The sequence below is a fragment of the Sphaerisporangium rufum genome, from assembly GCF_016863395.1.
Taxonomy (GTDB): domain Bacteria; phylum Actinomycetota; class Actinomycetes; order Streptosporangiales; family Streptosporangiaceae; genus Sphaerisporangium; species Sphaerisporangium rufum.
In genome coordinates, this window is the sequence record NZ_BOOU01000098.1 from 1 (window position 1) to 15094 (window position 15094).

Below are 15094 nucleotides of genomic sequence, written 5' to 3' on the forward strand. Positions count from 1 at the left end.
CGCCACCTGCCCGGCGTCGCGCGCGTTGTCCAGCAGCACCAGCATGCGGCGGTCGGCGAGCAGCGACCGGAACAGCGCGGCCCGTTCGGCCAGGCCGTCGGGGATCACGTCCACCGGCAGGCCGAGCGCGCGCAGGAAGGCGGCCAGCACCGAGGCCGGGTCGGTGGGCTCCTCGCCGTAGCCGCGCAGGTCGGCGTAGAGCTGGCCGTCGGGGAACACCTCGTGCAGCGAGTGCGCGACGTGCACGGCCAGCGCCGTCTTGCCCACCCCGCCGATACCGGACACCGCGGCGACCGGCATACCCTCGCCGTGTCCCGCGGCGAGCAGGGTGCGCAGCCGGTTCACCAGCTGCCGGCGACCGGTGAAGTCGGCGACCGCCGCCGGAAGCTGCGCGGGGCGCGGCATCTCGTGCCGGACCTCCGGCCCGTCACGCGGCCCGTCCCGGTCGTCCGGTTCGGTGCCGCGCGGATCCGGGCCGGCCGGCCGCCGCGCGCCGCCGGCGTCCGGCCCGGCCGGCGGGCGCGCAGCCGGAGCCCAGGCCAGCCCCGGGTCGGCCGCCAGCACGCGCCGGTGCAGCGCGGCCAGCTCCGGACCGGGGTCGATGCCCAGCTCCTCCACCAGCGCGCGCCGGGTGTCGGAGAACACCGCGAGCGCCTCGGCCTGCCGCCCGCACCGGTAGAAGGCGAGCATCAGCTGGGCGCGCAGCCGCTCCCGGAGCGGGTGCTCGGCGGTGAGCGTGATCAGCTCGGGGATGACGTCGGCGTGCCGGCCGAGCGCCAGGTCCAGCTCCATCAGCGTCTCGAGCACGCCCACCCGGCGCTCCAGCAGCCGGCCGCGCTGGCTCTCGGCGTACGGGCCGACCGCACCGGCCAGCGGCTCGCCCGACCACAGGCCGAGCGCCTCGCGGACGGCCGCCGCCGCGCCGGCCAGGTCGCCGGCCCGGCGCTCGTTCTCGGCGGCGGCCACCCGGCGCTCGAAGACCTCCAGGTCGAGCAGGCCGGGGGTGAGCCGCAGGGCGTACCCGCGGCCGACCGAGGTGAGCAGTTCGGGCCGGGTGCGGGGGGAGCGGTCCGGCTCCAGCACCGCGCGCAGCCGCGACACGTAGGTCCGCAGCGCGCCGAGGGCGCGCGGCGGGGCCTCCTCGCCCCAGACCGCGTCGATCATCTCGGTCGGGGTGACCGCGCGGCCCTCGCGCAGCAGCAGCATGGCCAGGATCGACCGTTGCAGCGGGGTGCCGATCTCCAGCTCGCGGCCGTCCCGCCAGGCCCGGACCGGGCCGAGCACGGCGAACGTCAGGCCAGCCGCCAGACCATGACCAGCCATTGGACGCTTCCCCACCCTGAGCAAGGTTTCTTCCGCTGATGATAGATCCCCGCTCCGGCGCGCCCCAAGCGGTACACCTACCGGTAATCGCCGGTTCCGCCGGGCGTCGAGGCGTCGTCGCCGGGCGCGAGCCCGGCCGCCGCGGGACGGTCGACTTCGCCCGGCCCCCGAGGGCCGGATCCGGCCGGGCCGGCCGGATCCGGCGCCGCGGCGGTCAGCAGCCGACGCGGCGGGTGCTGAGCGCGATGTCGTCCATCCAGACGTCGTAGGCGGCAGGGGTCGGTCCGGGCTGGTAGAGCTGCCAGCCCAGCTTGACGGTGTCGAAGCGCGGGAAGACGAAGTCGACGTCGTTGCCCCCGTGCTCGCGGGTGGACACGGTGAGGTCCGGCTGCGGCACGCCGTCGAACCACAGGGTGATCCGGTTGTCGGCCGGGTCCATCCGCCATTCGACGCACTGCCACCGGCCGGCCCGGGACGGCGCGGACTCGCGCCAGTTCGTCCAGTCACCGGTGGGCCCGCCGTCCGCGCCGACCCCCCACAGGGCGGTCCGGGTGGTGGGCACGTACTGGCCGCCGAGCGGCCGGACGATCTCCGGACCGGCGCCGGTGGCCTCGATCAGCGTGTAGTGCGCCCAGTCCGGCGCGGTGGGGAAGGCGGCGACGCGCAGCCGTACCCGGCCGTAGAAGCCGTTGCCGGGCGCGGCGAAGTCGTCCACCCTGAGGAAGGCCCGCCCGTTGCCCTCGGTGTGCACGTGCAGGGCCTTCTGGCCGTCGCGCCCGGTCCGTTCCACGGTCAGGGTGCCGTGCCGGGTGTCGACCCCCCAGTCGAGGCTCGCCGCGCCGCCGGTCGGCAGGTCCTGGAAATCCTCGCAGAACAGCGCGGCATGCCGGCCGCAGGTGCCGGGGCCGCGGTCCCCGGCCGCGGCGGTGAGTGTGGACCCCGTCAAGGGCAGGATCATGGCCGCGCAGGCCACGGTCAACCATCTGCGCACGATCAGCTCCTCCGTTCGGACGACAGGAGCAACGTACGCCACTTGGGAGCGCTCCCATAGACCCATCTCCCAGCCGTCCCACTGGTCGATACGGCGGCCGGGCCGGATCAGCCGGGAGCGGTCCCGCGGGCCACCGCGCTGGACTGGGTGAGCCGGTAGTGCGAGGGCGGGACGCCGTACTGGCCGACGAACGCCTGGCGCAGGGTCTCGGCCGTGCCGAACCCGCAGCGGGCGGCCACGGTGGCCATCGGCAGGGAGGTGGTCGCCAGCAGCTGGGCCGCGGCCTCCACCCGCGCCTGCCGGACGAACCTGCCCGGTGTCTGCCCGAGGTACCGCAGGAACAGCCGGGTCAGGTGCCGCTCGCTCACCCCGGCGGCCGCGGCCAGCGTCCCCACGCCGAGATCGCCGCCCAGGTCGCCGGTGATGTGGTCGATCACCCGACCGACCAGGGCGTTGGCCGGTGGTGGCGCGGCGGTGAACATGCTCATCTGGGCCTGGTTCCCCGGCCGCTGCAGGTAGGTCACCAGCTGGCGGGCCACGGTGCGGGCCAGCTCGGTACCGTGGTCCTCCTCGATGAGGGCGAGGGTCAGGTCCAGGGCGCTGGTGACGCCGGCCGAGGTGTAGACGTTCCCGTCCCGGATGAAGATCGGATCGGGATCCACCCTGACCCGCGGATACAGCGCGGCGAGGTCGTCGGCCCACCGCCAGTGCGTGGTGACCCGCCGGCCGTCCAGCAGCCCGGCGGCGGCCAGGATCGCCGCGCCGGTGCACACCGACGCCACCCGCCGGCTCTCGCGGGCCAGCCGGCGGACGTGCGCGACGACCAGCCGGTCGGCGGCCGCGTCCTCGCTGCCCGCCCCGCCGGAGACGACCAGCGTGTCGATCGGCCCGGTGACCCGTTCGAGCCGCTCGCCGGCCTGCAACTTCACGCTCGGGCCGCAGTCGATGAGCCGCGCGCCCGGGGTGGCCAGCCGGACCCGGTAGTGCGGCATCCCGCTCCGGAAGTTCGCGCTCTCCAGCGCGCCGACCACGCAGGCGATGTCGAGCAACTCGGCGGCCTCGTAACCCACGATCAGGACGTGCCGGGTTTCCATGGCCTGAATATAGGCGGGAATGACACGACCCCCAAGATTCCGGACCGCCACCTTGTTGTCCCTTGGACGCCGGCCCGCCCGCTCCCATAGTCGAACCATGACTCACACAGCGGCACGAGCCCATGGTGGACGGCTCCGGTTCACCCTTCACTACATCGAGATGATCGTCGCGATGTTCGTCGGGATGGCGGTGTTCGGGTTCCTCCGGTCGCTGGCCGGCCTGGACGTCTCCTTCGCCCGCGAGCCCGAACTCGGCTACCTGGCGATGGCCTTCGACATGTCCCTCGGCATGGCGGTCTGGATGCGGATCCGCGGCCACGCCTGGCGGCACACCCTGGAGATGTGCGCCGCGATGTTCGTGCCGATCGTCCCGCTCTTTCCGATGCTCTGGACCGGCCTGATCGACGGCGATACCTTGATGATCGCCGCGCACGTCGCCATGTTCCCGCTCATGCTGGGCGCGATGCTGCTGCGCCGCCACGACCACCTCTGAGCCGGTCTGTAAGCGAATCGCAGGGCGGGGTAAGGCGGCTGTAAGCGCCTTGCAGGCGGTGCCCCGTATCAATGAGGACACAAGCCCCGGACGGGTCAGGAGGACCGGGGCATCGCAGGCACCAGGAGAAGAAATGCGCCGCTCCATCCGCACCGCGCTCGGTCTCGCCGCCGCGTCCACCGTCATCGCCGTCGGCGCCCCCGCCGTCGCCGCCTCGGCCGCCACCGCGGCCACGACCACCACCGCGTCGGCCACGGCCGCGAGCTTCGACCGCGACTTCTGGGGGCCGTACTACAGCAAGTACTTCCACGGCTCCCGCGCCAAGGCCAAGGGCAGCGTCTACGAGGACCACCACGGCAACATCCACGTCGAGGGCAAGGTGTACGACAAGGGCTCCCCGTGGTGGCTGTGCGGGTACGTCCAGGTCAAGTTCGAGAACGAGGACGGCGACGAGTCGACCTACTGGGCCAAGAAGTGCGGCTCCAGCGGCTACCGCTACTTCCACTACTACCAGGACGAGGTCGACAGCATCCAGACCCGCGTCTGCTACTGGGACAACCACCAGGCCAAGAAGAAGTACTGCGGCCGCTGGAACTACATCTACGAGGCCGACGGCGAGGAGTGACCCGCCGCCTCGGGGGCGCGTGCCCGCTGATGGCGAGGGCCTGGGACCGCCACCGGCCGCCGCATCAGGGTGCACCACCACGTGACGGGGAGGACCGCGGGGGCGCATCGGCCCGCCGGGCCGCCATCAGGCGGTCCGGCGGGCCTTTCGCGTATCGGGAACCGCCCGCCGGGGTGTCGACCACCGGCGGGCATCCCCACCGGTACCCGCCCGGAGCGGCGGGAACCGGTGGCGGCCGCAGGTCAGCAGTCGACGAGGTCGGGCCGCTGGTTGAGGATCTGGGCGCGGGCGGTGACGAACTCCGCGTGCGCCTTCTCGGCCGCCGGGTCGAACACCGCGACGCGGTGGCAGTTCTGGAAGGCGAGCCGCACACCGAACCTGCGCTCCAGCGCGCCGCGCATGGCGTCGCTGGCCAGGCAGCGCAGCAGCTGCCCGCGGGCCGCCTCGTCCGGCGGCGGCGTGTGGTTGTCCGCGAACTCGGCACCGCTCTGCTCGCGCCGGTGCACCAGCTCGGTGATCAGGGACCACGCGTAGGGCAGCGAGTCGCGGACGCAGGCGAGGAACGCCTCGTCGTCGACGTCGCCGGCGCGGGCCTGGTCGACCAGCTCGGTTGGAACGGTCAGCGACATGCTTGGTTCTCCTCTCGGGAGGGGACGGATCCGACGTTAGGCGGGCGGGGTGATCGGCTCCAGATGGCGGGACGGGGACAGTCGCGTGGACGCCGCGCCGGCGGCCACCGGCCGGCCGGCACCGGTCGCGGGGCGTTCACCGAAGACGAAGTCGGGGTCGATCTGCCCGATCAGGTCCGCACCGGTGGCGCGGTTCGCCCACGCGCGGGCGTTGCGGATGTGGAATTCGACGGCCTGCCGGCCGAACTTCGCCCAGTCCTTGGGCCGGCCGGCGACCTGGGCGGCGAGCACGCCCAGCGCCTGCCGGCCGGACGGTTCCAGGTCGTCCAGGGTGAACGGCCGGCCCTGCTCCATGGCGCGGACGGCCGGCGAGTGTTCCAGGCAGACCAGCAGGTCGTCGCCGACCTGCTCGCGAAGGAAGGCGACGTCCGCCGCCGAGTGCACCTTGTTGCCCACCACCGCGACGGGCACGTCGAATTCGCGGGCGTGGTCGCGGTACTGGCGGTAGACGCCCACCCCCTGGCGGGTCGGCTCGGCGACCAGGAAGGTCAGGTCGAATCGGGTGAACAGCCCGGAGGCGAACGCGTCGGCGCCGGCGGTCATGTCCACGATCACGTACTCGCCGGGACCGTCCACCAGGTGGTTGAGGAAGAGCTCCACCGCGCCGACCTTGGAGTGGTAGCAGGCGACGCCCAGGTCCTCTTCGGCGAACGGGCCGGTGACCATCAGGTGCACGCCCTGGACCTCGGTGGCGAACCGGCCGAGGAAGAACGGATCGGTGACGCCGACCAGGCGCGACCCCCGGCCGGGCGGGGTGGTCTTGACCATGGCGGCGGCCGAGCCGATCCGCCGGTTGTCACCGCGCAGATATTCCTTGATCTCGTCGAGGTGGGCGCCGAGCGGGACCGGTGCCGCCGCCGGGTCCAGGCCGAGGGCCATGCCGAGGTGCTGGTTGATGTCGGCGTCGACGGCGACCACCGGGCCGCCCTGCCGCGCGAGATATCTGGCGAACAAGGACGACAGCGTGGTCTTGCCGCTGCCGCCCTTGCCGACGAACGCAACTCTCATGCGCGGCATTCAACATGATTATGAAAACCATTTCAATCACATCGAGCGGCATACCTGGGGTTCCAGGTATTGGCACGGTGGCGCCGGGACCGCCGCACCCGGCGGCCGGCGCGTACGGCTCAGTCGACGGCCGGCGGGTCGTAGCGGTCGAAGACGGCGCGCATGGTGGGCTTCATCCGCTCCCACTCGGCGGCGGTGGTCACCCAGTCCAGCACGGTCGTCCGGCCGCCGGAGACCACCAGCCGCTGGACCGCGTGGTAGTCCACCCCCTTGACCGTCCAGGAACGGTGCCCCGGCCCGGTCCAGGTGCTCTCCCACTCCGCGACGACCTCCCGGCCGCCCGGCACCCGGCCGACCCGCACCCGCCGGTACTCCCGGACCGACGCCGAAAGGGCGGCCTCGCTCGCCCGCAGCCGGCGCAACGGATCCTTCACCGCGGACCTGAGCAGCCGCAACTCCAGGTAGGCGGTGCCCGCCGGCTCCGCCCAGGTGAACACCTCGTGCTGGGCGGTCAGCCGCCAGCCGCGCGGCACCGCCGCCCGCCAGCCCTCGCCGGCGTCGAACCACCGCATGCGTTCCTCCCCGGGGCTGGCCGACGGGGGCGTCAGCGACCCCCGCTCGCGCACCGCGGGGCCGGCCGGCCGGTCGGCGGGCCCGCGCGGCGCCGCCGATCCGGTGGTGACGTCCGACGGCCGCAGCACCGCCCAGCCGCCGATGGCACCGGCGGCCACCGCGGCGGCCGCCACCCCGGCGAGCACCCGGGTGTGCCGCGCGGCCGCCGGCCGGCCCGGTTCCCGGGTGGCGAGCGCCTCCAGCATCTCCCGGGCCTGCGCGGCGCCCATCCGCCTGGCCGGGTCCTGGGCGAGTAAACCGGCCAGCACCGGGCGCAGCTCGGCCGGTGCCCTGCCGAGGGCGGCGTCCTGGGTGAGCAGCGAGGCCAGCGGCCCCATCGGGCCGGACGCCGGGGGGCGGCCCACCACCATCGCGTAGAGCGTCGCGCCCAGCGACCACAGGTCTCCGGCCGGCGTGGCCGGCGCCCCGGCGATGCGTTCGGGGGCGAGGAAGCCCGGCGAGCCCACCGTGCCGCTGCGCTGCGCGTAGGGGTCGCCGAGCGAGATGGCGATGCCGAAGTCGCTCAGCACCACCCGCCCGTCGTATCCGATGAGGATGTTGGCCGGCTTCACGTCGCGGTGCACGATGCCGGCGGCGTGCGCGACCGACAGCGCGGTGAGCATCTGCGCGGCGATGGGCGCGGCCCGGGCGACCGACAGCGGGCCTTCGCTGCCGATCACCCGGTCCAGCGACCGGGACGGGACCAGCTCCATCACGATCCACGGGCGCCCGTCCTCCTCGGCGACGTCGAAGACGGTGACGATGCCGTGGTGGTGCAGCCGGGCGGCGGTGCGGGCCTCGCGGGAGGTGCGGTGGATCATCGCCAGGCGCTGCCGCGAGTCGAGGGTCTGCGACACCAGCACCTCCTTGATCGCCACCGGCCGGTCCAGCAGGGTGTCGTGGCCTTCCCAGACCATGCCCATGCCGCCCTGGCCCAGCGCGCGCACCAGCCGGTACCGCCGCACCAGCAGCTGCCCGGGAGTTCCCATCCGATAAGCCCCCTCGCGGGTGATAGAGCGAGAAGTCAGCAGATCGGAAGTCTTCCACAACGCACGACGAATCTGGCGGGACTGTCACTTCCCCGGCACCGGACCGCACCGGCTCACGGGACGGCCAGCGCCTCGGTGGGCGGGAGGCGGGCGGCCCGCAGCGCGGGATACAGACCGGCCAGCGCGCCGATGGCCGGCGGGACGGCCACCCCACCGAGCAGCGCCCACGGCGGGACGACGACCGGCCAGCCCTGGTAGGCGGCGTACCCGGCGGTGAGCGCGGCGCCGAGCAGCGCACCGGCCACCCCGCCCGCCGCCGAGAGCAGCAGCGACTCGGTGAGGAACTGGGCGCGCACTTGGCCGCGGGTCGCGCCGAGTGACCGGCGCAGCCCGATCTCCGCCCGCCGCTCCAGCACCGAGATCACCATGGTGTTGGCCACCCCGACCCCGCCGACCAGCAGCGCGACCGCGCCGAGGCCGAGCAGCAGCCCGGTGAACGCCTGCCCGGCGGCCTGCCGGGCGGCCAGCGCGTCCGACGGCCGCGAGACCTCCACCTCGTTGGGCGCCGCCGGGTTGGCGGTGGCGCCGAGCACGTCGCGCACCGCCGCGACCTGGTCGTCCGCCGCCCGCGCGTAGACCATGGTCGGGTGCCCGTCGAACCCCAGCCGGTCCGCCGCCACCGGCCAGCCGACCAGGGCCGCGGTGTCCAGCTCCGGAGCGAGCTCGGCGGGCCGCAGGACGCCCACGACGGTGAACCAGACGCCGCCGGCCAGCACCCGGGTGTCGGGCCCCGGGTGGCCGATGCCGAGGCGCGCCGCCGCGGTGGCGCCGAGCACCGTGGCCGGGTAGCGGGCGGTGGCCCGGTTCAGCCAGGCGCCGAGGCGCAGCCGGACGCCGAGGACGTCGCGCAGGTCCTCCCGGGCGGCGTACACGGCGAGCCCGTTGGTCTGGACCTCGGGGATCCTGCCGGTGCGGTACACCTTCGCGCCGTCCACCCGCCCCACGGCGGAGACCGCGCGTACCGGCCCGATCCGCCCGATCATGGTTTCGGCGGTGTCCGGCAGCCAGGCCTGCTCGCCGGTCAGCGTAGTCCCTCGGGAGACGGTGAGCAGGTTGGTGCCGAGGGCGGCGAGGGCCCGGTCGAGCTCGGCGCGGGAGGAGGACGACACGCCGACCACGGCGACCATCGCGGCGATGCCGATGGAGATGCCGAGCGCGGACAGGAAGGCGCGCAGCGGGCGGGCGCGCATCCCGGTGGCCCCGACCCGCAGCAGGTCGGCCGGCCGCAGCCGGGCCGGTCGCGGCGGGGGAGGCGGCCCGGCCGGCCGGGCGGGGGTGAGGACGGGGCCGGCGTTCGCCGGCGGGGTGGCGGCCATCAGCACTCCTTCGCTGCGGCGCCGGGGGACACGCCGTCGTCCAGGACGCGACCGTCGCGCATCCGCACCCGGCGCGGCAGGGACGCGGCGATGCCCTCGTCATGCGTGATGATCAACACGGTGGTGCCGCCCGCGTTCAGCTCGCGCAGCAGCGCCATCACCCCGGCGCCGGCCGCCGAGTCGAGCGCGCCGGTGGGCTCGTCGGCCAGCAGCAGTGACGGCCCACCGGCGACGGCGCGCGCGATGGCGACCCGCTGGCGTTCCCCGCCGGACAGCTCGTGCGGCTCGTGGTCCATTCGGTGCGCCAGGCCCACCCGCTCCAGCGCGCCGGCGGCGAGCCGCCGCCGCTCGGCCCGCCGCAGCCCGCGGTACAGCAGCCCGTCGGCGACGTTGTCCAGGGCCGGCACGCCCGGGGCCAGGTGGAACCGCTGGAAGACGAAACCGATCCGGCCGGCCCGCAGCGCGGACAGCTCGGCGTCCGACAGCCGGGTGACGTCGTATCCGGCGACGTGCACGGTGCCGGAGGTGGGCCGGTCCAGGGTGCCGGCCACGTGCAGCATGGTGGACTTGCCGGACCCGGACGGCCCGACGATGGCGGCCAGTTCCCCGGCCTCGACGGCCAGCGACACCCCGGCGAGGGCGGTGACGCCGCCCGGGTAGGCCTTCGTCACGTCGCGGAGGTGGATCATGCCGGCACCCCCACCGCCGTGCCTTCGGCGATCCCGGCGCCGGAGATCTCCACCAGGCCGTCGGCGAACAGACCGGTGCGCACCGGGACGTACCGCGAGGTACCGCCCTGGACGACCTCCACGCCGAACCCGCCCTCGCGCAGCGCGAGCAGCGCGGCCACCGGGACGGCGAGCACCCCTTCGCGCCGGCCGGCGGTGAAGGTGACGTCCACCGCGGCGAGCGCGTACGCGCCGGCCGCCCGCCGGGCCGCGCGCCCGGGGAACCCGACCGTCACCTCCACCTTGGTGGCCGGTTCCTGCTCGCCCTGCGCCTGCTCGATGACCGTGGCGCTCTCGGTGACCCGGCCGGCCACCTCCTTCCCGTCGGGGAGGGTGACGGTGACCGCGGCGCCCCTGGCGGCCAGGCGCGCGTCGGACACCTCGAGGTCCACGGTGACGGCCGTGGTCACGCCGGTGTAGGACAGCACCCGCTGCCCGGGGGCGGTGGGGCCGCCCTCCTCGGCGTGCAGCGCGTCGATCCGCACCGGCCCGGACGCGAAGACCACCCGGCCGAGCGGGACGGTGCCGGTCTCGGCCATCTTCCGGTCGGCCTGCCACTCGCGGACCGCCGTGGCGGTGCCGTAGGTGTACTCGCCGTCCACGGTGAAACCGTCGTAGCCGAGGGCCCGCAGGTTGCGCTCCAGCTGCCGCACGTCGGCGCCCTCGGCGCCGGGGGCGAGCGTCCGGTAGGCCGGGGTCGAGCCGTACATGAGCGTCACCGGGTCACCGTCCACCGAGTACAGCGCCCGGCCGCGGGTGATCTCGGCGCCGGTGCCGGGCAGGTGGGTGAGCGTGCCGGGCAACCGGCTGGTGGCGGTGGTGGCCGGGCCGTGGCCGAGCACCCCGTCGGCGGTCGTGGTGTCGCTCAGCGTCCGGCGGGTGACGGTGGCGGTCGCGGGCGGGGCGGTGCTCGCCGCGGTGGCGCCCGGCGGGCCGCCGCGCAGCACCGGCAGGCCGGCTGCCGCCCCCGCGATCGCGGCGACGGCGGCCAGCGCGGCGCCGTAGGCCCACGGCCGCGCCCCGCGCCGGCGCCGCCGGCCGGGCGGGGGCTCCGGGGCGCCGGGCGCGGGCGTGCCCGTCACCTGGTCCCCACCGAGACGCCGGAGGACAGGATCTCGTTGCACTTGCGCTCGGCGGCCGGGAAGTCGGGGTCCTCGCCGATCTCGGGGGTGATCTTGATCTGGCCGCCCTCCAGGTCGGGGAACTTCTCCACGCCGTTCTCCCGCATGCACGCGGCGAACTTCCGCTGGTTCTCCTGCCGCTCCGGATCGGCGCCGCCGGTGCCGACCTTGCCGGGGGCGTACCGGCGGCACGCCTCCATCGCCTTGTCCACCGTGGTGCGGTCGGTGTCCTTGCCGAACTTGAAGCGGATGCCCTCGCCGGGCTGCGGGTCGGGAACGTCGAGCCCGTGCTCGCGCAGGCACTGAGTGAACTTGATCCCCATCTCCTCGGGGTCGGCGCTCGCGGCCGGGCTCGCGCCGGCCGGCGCGGCGGTACCGCCGCCGCCGGTGGCGACCCGCGGGCCGGCGTCGCCGGCGCAGCCGGTGAGCGGGACGGCCAGGGCGAGGGCCAGGGTGAACGTCACCAGGGCGCCGGGTGCTCGCATCGTCGTCTCCTCCACAGGGGTGGTGCCGGCCGGGACGGTCCCCGCCGGTCGGACGGCATGCAACGCGATCGGGCGTTTCCCCGGCGTTTCCGCCCGGCCCGCGGCGGACCGCCGTCCCTATCACCGGGGCCGCTAACGGCGAGGAAACGGGCCCGGCGGTCATCATTGCCTTGGCCGTCCCCCGGTGGCGGACGCCGGAAGGGGAGAGCGATGCGGGTACTGGTGGTGGAGGACGAGCCGCTGCTGGCCGGGACGATCGCCGAGTGGCTGCGCGAGGAGGCGCACGCGGTCGACGTGGCCCATGACGGCGCGGCGGCGCTGGAGCGGCTCGCCGTACACGACTACGACGTGGTGGTCCTGGACCGCGACCTGCCGGCGGTGCCCGGCGACGAGGTCTGCCGCGAGCTGGTGGACTCGGCGGCCGGCACCCGGGTGCTGATGCTCACCGCGGCCGCCGAGATCACCGACCGGGTGGCCGGGCTCTCGCTCGGCGCCGACGACTACCTCGCCAAGCCGTTCGCCTTCCCCGAGCTGGCCGCGCGGGTGCAGGCGCTCGGGCGCCGCTGCCGGCCGGCCGCGCCGCCGGTGCTGCACCGCGCGGGCATCACCCTGGACCCGGCCCGCCGCGAGGTGTTCCGCGACGGCCGGTACGTCCCGCTGTCGAAGAAGGAGTTCGCCGTGCTCGCCGAGCTGCTGCGTGCCGGTGGCGCCACGGTGTCCGCCGAGCAACTGCTGGAGAAGGCGTGGGACGAGAACGCCGACCCGTTCACCGGCGCGGTCCGGATCGCCGTGCTCAAGCTGCGCCGCAAGCTCGGCCCGCCCGCGGTGGTGGAGACCGTGACCGGCGTCGGCTACCGGATCCGGTGATGGCGCGCGAGCGGCGTCCCCGCCGGGTCAGCCTGCGGGCCCGGCTGACCCTCATCTACGGCGGGTTGTTCCTCGCGGCCGGGGTGGTGCTGCTCGGCACCACGTACGCGCTGTTCAACCAGCAGCTCAACGGCTCCGACCGCAAGTTCGTGGCCCAGTTGCTGCCGCCGCCGGCCGCCGCCTCGGCGCCGGGCGCCTCCCCGCGTCCGAGGTCGACCGTCGTCTACACCGGCGACGGCGACATCCTGTCCGGGCCGGACGCGAGCAGGTGGCTGGACGCCCAGCGGGGCAGGCTGCACGACGCCGCGACGACCTCCCTGCTCACCCAGGGCGCCATCGCCCTGATCGTGGTGGGCGGCGCGGCGGCGGCGTTCGGCTGGCTGGTCGCGGGCCGGGTGCTGGCCCCGCTGCACCGGGTCACCGAGACCGCCCGCCGCATCGCGGCGGCGCCCGCGGCCGACCGCGGCCTGCACGAGCGGATCTCCCTCACCGGCCCGCACGACGAGGTGAAGGACCTGGCCGACACGTTCGACACCATGGTGGAGCGGCTGGACCGCTCGTTCGACGGGCAGCGCCGGTTCGTCGCCAACGCCTCGCACGAGCTGCGCACCCCGCTCACCCTGGGCCGGGCGCTGGTGGAGCTGGCCATGCACCGGGCGTCGGCGTCGGAGGACGTCAAGCGGCTCGGCGAGAGCCTGCTGGAGATCAACGTGCGGCACGAGCGGCTGATCAGCGGCCTGCTGCTGCTGGCCGGCTCGGAGCGCGAGATCGTCGGACGGCTGCCGGTGGACCTCGCCGACGTGGTCGGCCACGTGGTGGCGCAGTGCGCGGCGGAGGCCGCCGCCGCCGGGGTGGCGGTGGAGGAGCGGGCCGGGCCCGCACCCACCGCCGGCGACGCGCTGCTGCTGGAACGGATGGTGCACAACCTGGTGGAGAACGGGATCCGGCACAACACCGGGACGGGCGGCCGGGTGCTGGTCGCCAGCCGCCACGCGGGCGGCGGCCGGGTGGAGGTGACGGTGAGCAACACCGGCCCCGCCGTGCCGCCCTACGAGGTGCCCGGCCTGTTCGAGCCGTTCCGCCGGCTGGGCCGGGACCGGGTGATCGGCCCCGGCGGTGCCGGGCTCGGCCTGTCCATCGTCCGGTCGGTGGCCCGCGCGCACGGCGGGGACGTCACCGCCCGGCCCCGGGCGGGCGGCGGTCTCGCGGTGACGGTGACCCTGCCGGCCGCGCCGGACGACCTGCCGGCGGGCCCGGACGGCCTGCCCGCCACCCTGGACGGCCTGCCGGCCGGCCCGGACTCCGGCGCCGGCCACGCCGGCCCGCGCGGCGGCGACCCCGGCCGGGCCCGCCCGGCACGGGCGGCGGACCGCTGACCGGTGGCCTGGTCACCGGTGGCCGGTGACCGGGATCACCTGGTGGCCGGCGGCCGGGTCACCAGGTGACCGGAAGCTCGGCGAAGCCGCCGGTGAGCATGCCGCTGCGCATCTGCAGGTCCGCCACCGGCCGGGCGAGCTCCATCGTGGGGAACCGCCGGAACAGGGTGGCGAACACCGTCCGCAGCTCCAGCCGGGCCAGGTGCGCGCCGATGCAGAAGTGCGGGCCGTAGCCGAAGGCCACGTGCCGCTCGGCGCCCGCCCGGCCCGGTTCGAAGTCGTCCGGGGCGCTGAACACGGTCTCGTCGCGGTTGGCCGCCTCGGTGAGGACCACCACGGCCTCGCCGGCCCGGATCGTCACCTCGCCGAGTGGCACGTCCTCCCTGGCGTAGCGGATCAGGCCGTGGTCGGACGGCGCGGCCACCCGCAGCACCTCTTCCACCACGCCGGCGGCCGATTCGGGGTCGCGGGCCAGCGCGTCCCGCCGGCCCAGGTCGCTCAGCAGGATCACCACCCCGTGGTCGATGCGGGTCATCGTGGTCTCGTGCCCGGCGAACAGCAGGCCGGCGCCGAGCGAGGCGATCTCCTCGTCGTCGGCGTCCATGGTCGCCAGGTCCGACAGCACGTCGTCGGCCGGCCGCCGCCGCTTCGCCACGACCAGCCCGTGGATGTAGACGCCGAGGTCGGTACGCGCGGCCGCGGCCGACAGCGGGTCGGTCAGGTCGGCCATCCGGTCGGCCAGCGCGCGGAACCGGTCGCGGTCGGCGTACGGCACGCCCAGCAGCTCGCAGATCACCAGCACGGGCAGCGGGAACGAGAGGTGCTCGTGCAGGTCGACCGGCGGGCCCATCCCGGCGATCCGGTCGAGCAGGCCGTCGACGAGGTCCTGTACGTGGCCGCCGAGCGCCTTCATCCGCCGCGGCGAGAACGCCGGGACCAGCAGTCGGCGCATCCGCTCGTCACGTTCCCGCTCGGTGGCGTGGTCGCCCATCGGGCCGCCGATGAGCACCGAGTTGGAGATCCGCGGCGCGTTGGCCGGGTCGGGGTGCGAGCGGCCGAACCGGCGGTCGGCGAGCACCCGCCGCACGTCCTCGTATCCGCTGACCAGCCAGGCCTCGTCCCCGGCCCGGGTGCGCACCCGGGCGATCGGGGTCCGCCGGCGCAGTTCGCGGTACTCGGTGGAGACGTCCAACCGGTCCCGCCGCGCGAGCGGCAGCTGCGGCAGATCGGACATCAGGTGATGCCTCCCTTGTTCGGCGTCGCCCCGCCGGGCGGCCGGGCCCTTCGACCGTCGCATCCGCCGGGGTGCTCCGGCAA

The 15094-nt window shown here is 75.1% G+C and carries 15 protein-coding genes; 4 read left to right on the forward strand and 11 right to left on the reverse strand.

The window, feature by feature from the left end:
* The 3 genes from Sru01_RS32100 to Sru01_RS32110 form a co-directional block, all read right to left on the reverse strand.
* On the reverse strand, positions 1-1323 hold a 1323-nt coding region (locus tag Sru01_RS32100), incomplete at its 3' end, for an AfsR/SARP family transcriptional regulator (protein WP_203993721.1).
* Positions 1324-1537: 214 nt separating this feature from the next.
* Positions 1538-2314, reverse strand: a complete 777-nt coding sequence (locus Sru01_RS32105) for a hypothetical protein (protein ID WP_203993724.1) — start codon at positions 2312-2314, stop codon at positions 1538-1540.
* A gap of 107 nt (positions 2315-2421) precedes the next feature.
* Positions 2422-3408, reverse strand: coding sequence for a GlxA family transcriptional regulator (locus tag Sru01_RS32110; RefSeq protein ID WP_203993727.1), 987 nt, complete (start codon positions 3406-3408; stop codon positions 2422-2424).
* Positions 3409-3505: 97 nt separating this feature from the next.
* Here Sru01_RS32110 and Sru01_RS32115 point away from each other — a divergent pair, with 97 nt between their 5' ends.
* Positions 3506-3901 carry a hypothetical protein gene (locus Sru01_RS32115; RefSeq protein WP_203993730.1) on the forward strand — a complete coding sequence of 132 codons (396 nt, stop codon included), beginning with the start codon at positions 3506-3508 and terminating at the stop codon, positions 3899-3901.
* Between the two features lie 133 nt (positions 3902-4034).
* Positions 4035-4526 (forward strand): hypothetical protein, encoded by a 492-nt coding sequence (locus Sru01_RS32120; RefSeq protein WP_203993733.1) that lies wholly within the window; start codon positions 4035-4037, stop codon positions 4524-4526.
* Between the two features lie 242 nt (positions 4527-4768).
* Here the strand turns inward: Sru01_RS32120 and Sru01_RS32125 are convergent, their stop codons facing one another.
* From Sru01_RS32125 to Sru01_RS32155, 7 genes are all read right to left on the reverse strand, one after another.
* Positions 4769-5155 (reverse strand): SCO5389 family protein, encoded by a 387-nt coding sequence (locus Sru01_RS32125; protein ID WP_203993736.1) that lies wholly within the window; start codon positions 5153-5155, stop codon positions 4769-4771.
* 36 nt (positions 5156-5191) lie between these two features.
* Positions 5192-6223 (reverse strand): ATP-binding protein, encoded by a 1032-nt coding sequence (locus Sru01_RS32130; RefSeq protein ID WP_203993738.1) that lies wholly within the window; start codon positions 6221-6223, stop codon positions 5192-5194.
* Between the two features lie 119 nt (positions 6224-6342).
* On the reverse strand, positions 6343-7824 hold the full coding sequence (locus tag Sru01_RS32135) for a serine/threonine-protein kinase (protein WP_203993741.1): 1482 nt from the start codon (positions 7822-7824) through the stop codon (positions 6343-6345).
* 113 nt (positions 7825-7937) lie between these two features.
* Positions 7938-9200: an ABC transporter permease gene (locus Sru01_RS32140; RefSeq protein WP_203993744.1), complete on the reverse strand. Its 1263-nt coding sequence runs from the start codon at positions 9198-9200 to the stop codon at positions 7938-7940.
* Positions 9200-9889, reverse strand: a complete 690-nt coding sequence (locus Sru01_RS32145; RefSeq protein ID WP_203993747.1) for an ABC transporter ATP-binding protein — start codon at positions 9887-9889, stop codon at positions 9200-9202. The genes Sru01_RS32140 and Sru01_RS32145 overlap by 1 nt, the downstream gene beginning before the upstream one ends.
* Positions 9886-11010, reverse strand: a complete 1125-nt coding sequence (locus Sru01_RS32150) for a peptidoglycan-binding protein (RefSeq protein ID WP_203993750.1) — start codon at positions 11008-11010, stop codon at positions 9886-9888. Before Sru01_RS32150 ends, Sru01_RS32145 begins: the two co-directional genes overlap by 4 nt.
* On the reverse strand, positions 11007-11534 hold the full coding sequence (locus Sru01_RS32155) for a hypothetical protein (RefSeq protein ID WP_203993753.1): 528 nt from the start codon (positions 11532-11534) through the stop codon (positions 11007-11009). The genes Sru01_RS32150 and Sru01_RS32155 overlap by 4 nt, the downstream gene beginning before the upstream one ends.
* 210 nt (positions 11535-11744) lie before the next feature.
* On the opposite strand from Sru01_RS32155, the gene Sru01_RS32160 reads away from it, so the two are divergent.
* Both Sru01_RS32160 and Sru01_RS32165 read left to right on the forward strand, forming a co-directional pair.
* Positions 11745-12401 (forward strand): response regulator transcription factor, encoded by a 657-nt coding sequence (locus Sru01_RS32160; protein ID WP_203993756.1) that lies wholly within the window; start codon positions 11745-11747, stop codon positions 12399-12401.
* Positions 12401-13777 (forward strand): sensor histidine kinase, encoded by a 1377-nt coding sequence (locus tag Sru01_RS32165; protein WP_239137926.1) that lies wholly within the window; start codon positions 12401-12403, stop codon positions 13775-13777. Before Sru01_RS32160 ends, Sru01_RS32165 begins: the two co-directional genes overlap by 1 nt.
* Before the next feature lie 58 nt (positions 13778-13835).
* Here Sru01_RS32165 and Sru01_RS32170 read toward each other — a convergent pair whose 3' ends face one another.
* Positions 13836-15011 carry a cytochrome P450 gene (locus Sru01_RS32170; protein WP_203993757.1) on the reverse strand — a complete coding sequence of 392 codons (1176 nt, stop codon included), beginning with the start codon at positions 15009-15011 and terminating at the stop codon, positions 13836-13838.
* Positions 15012-15094: the final 83 nt, after the last annotated feature.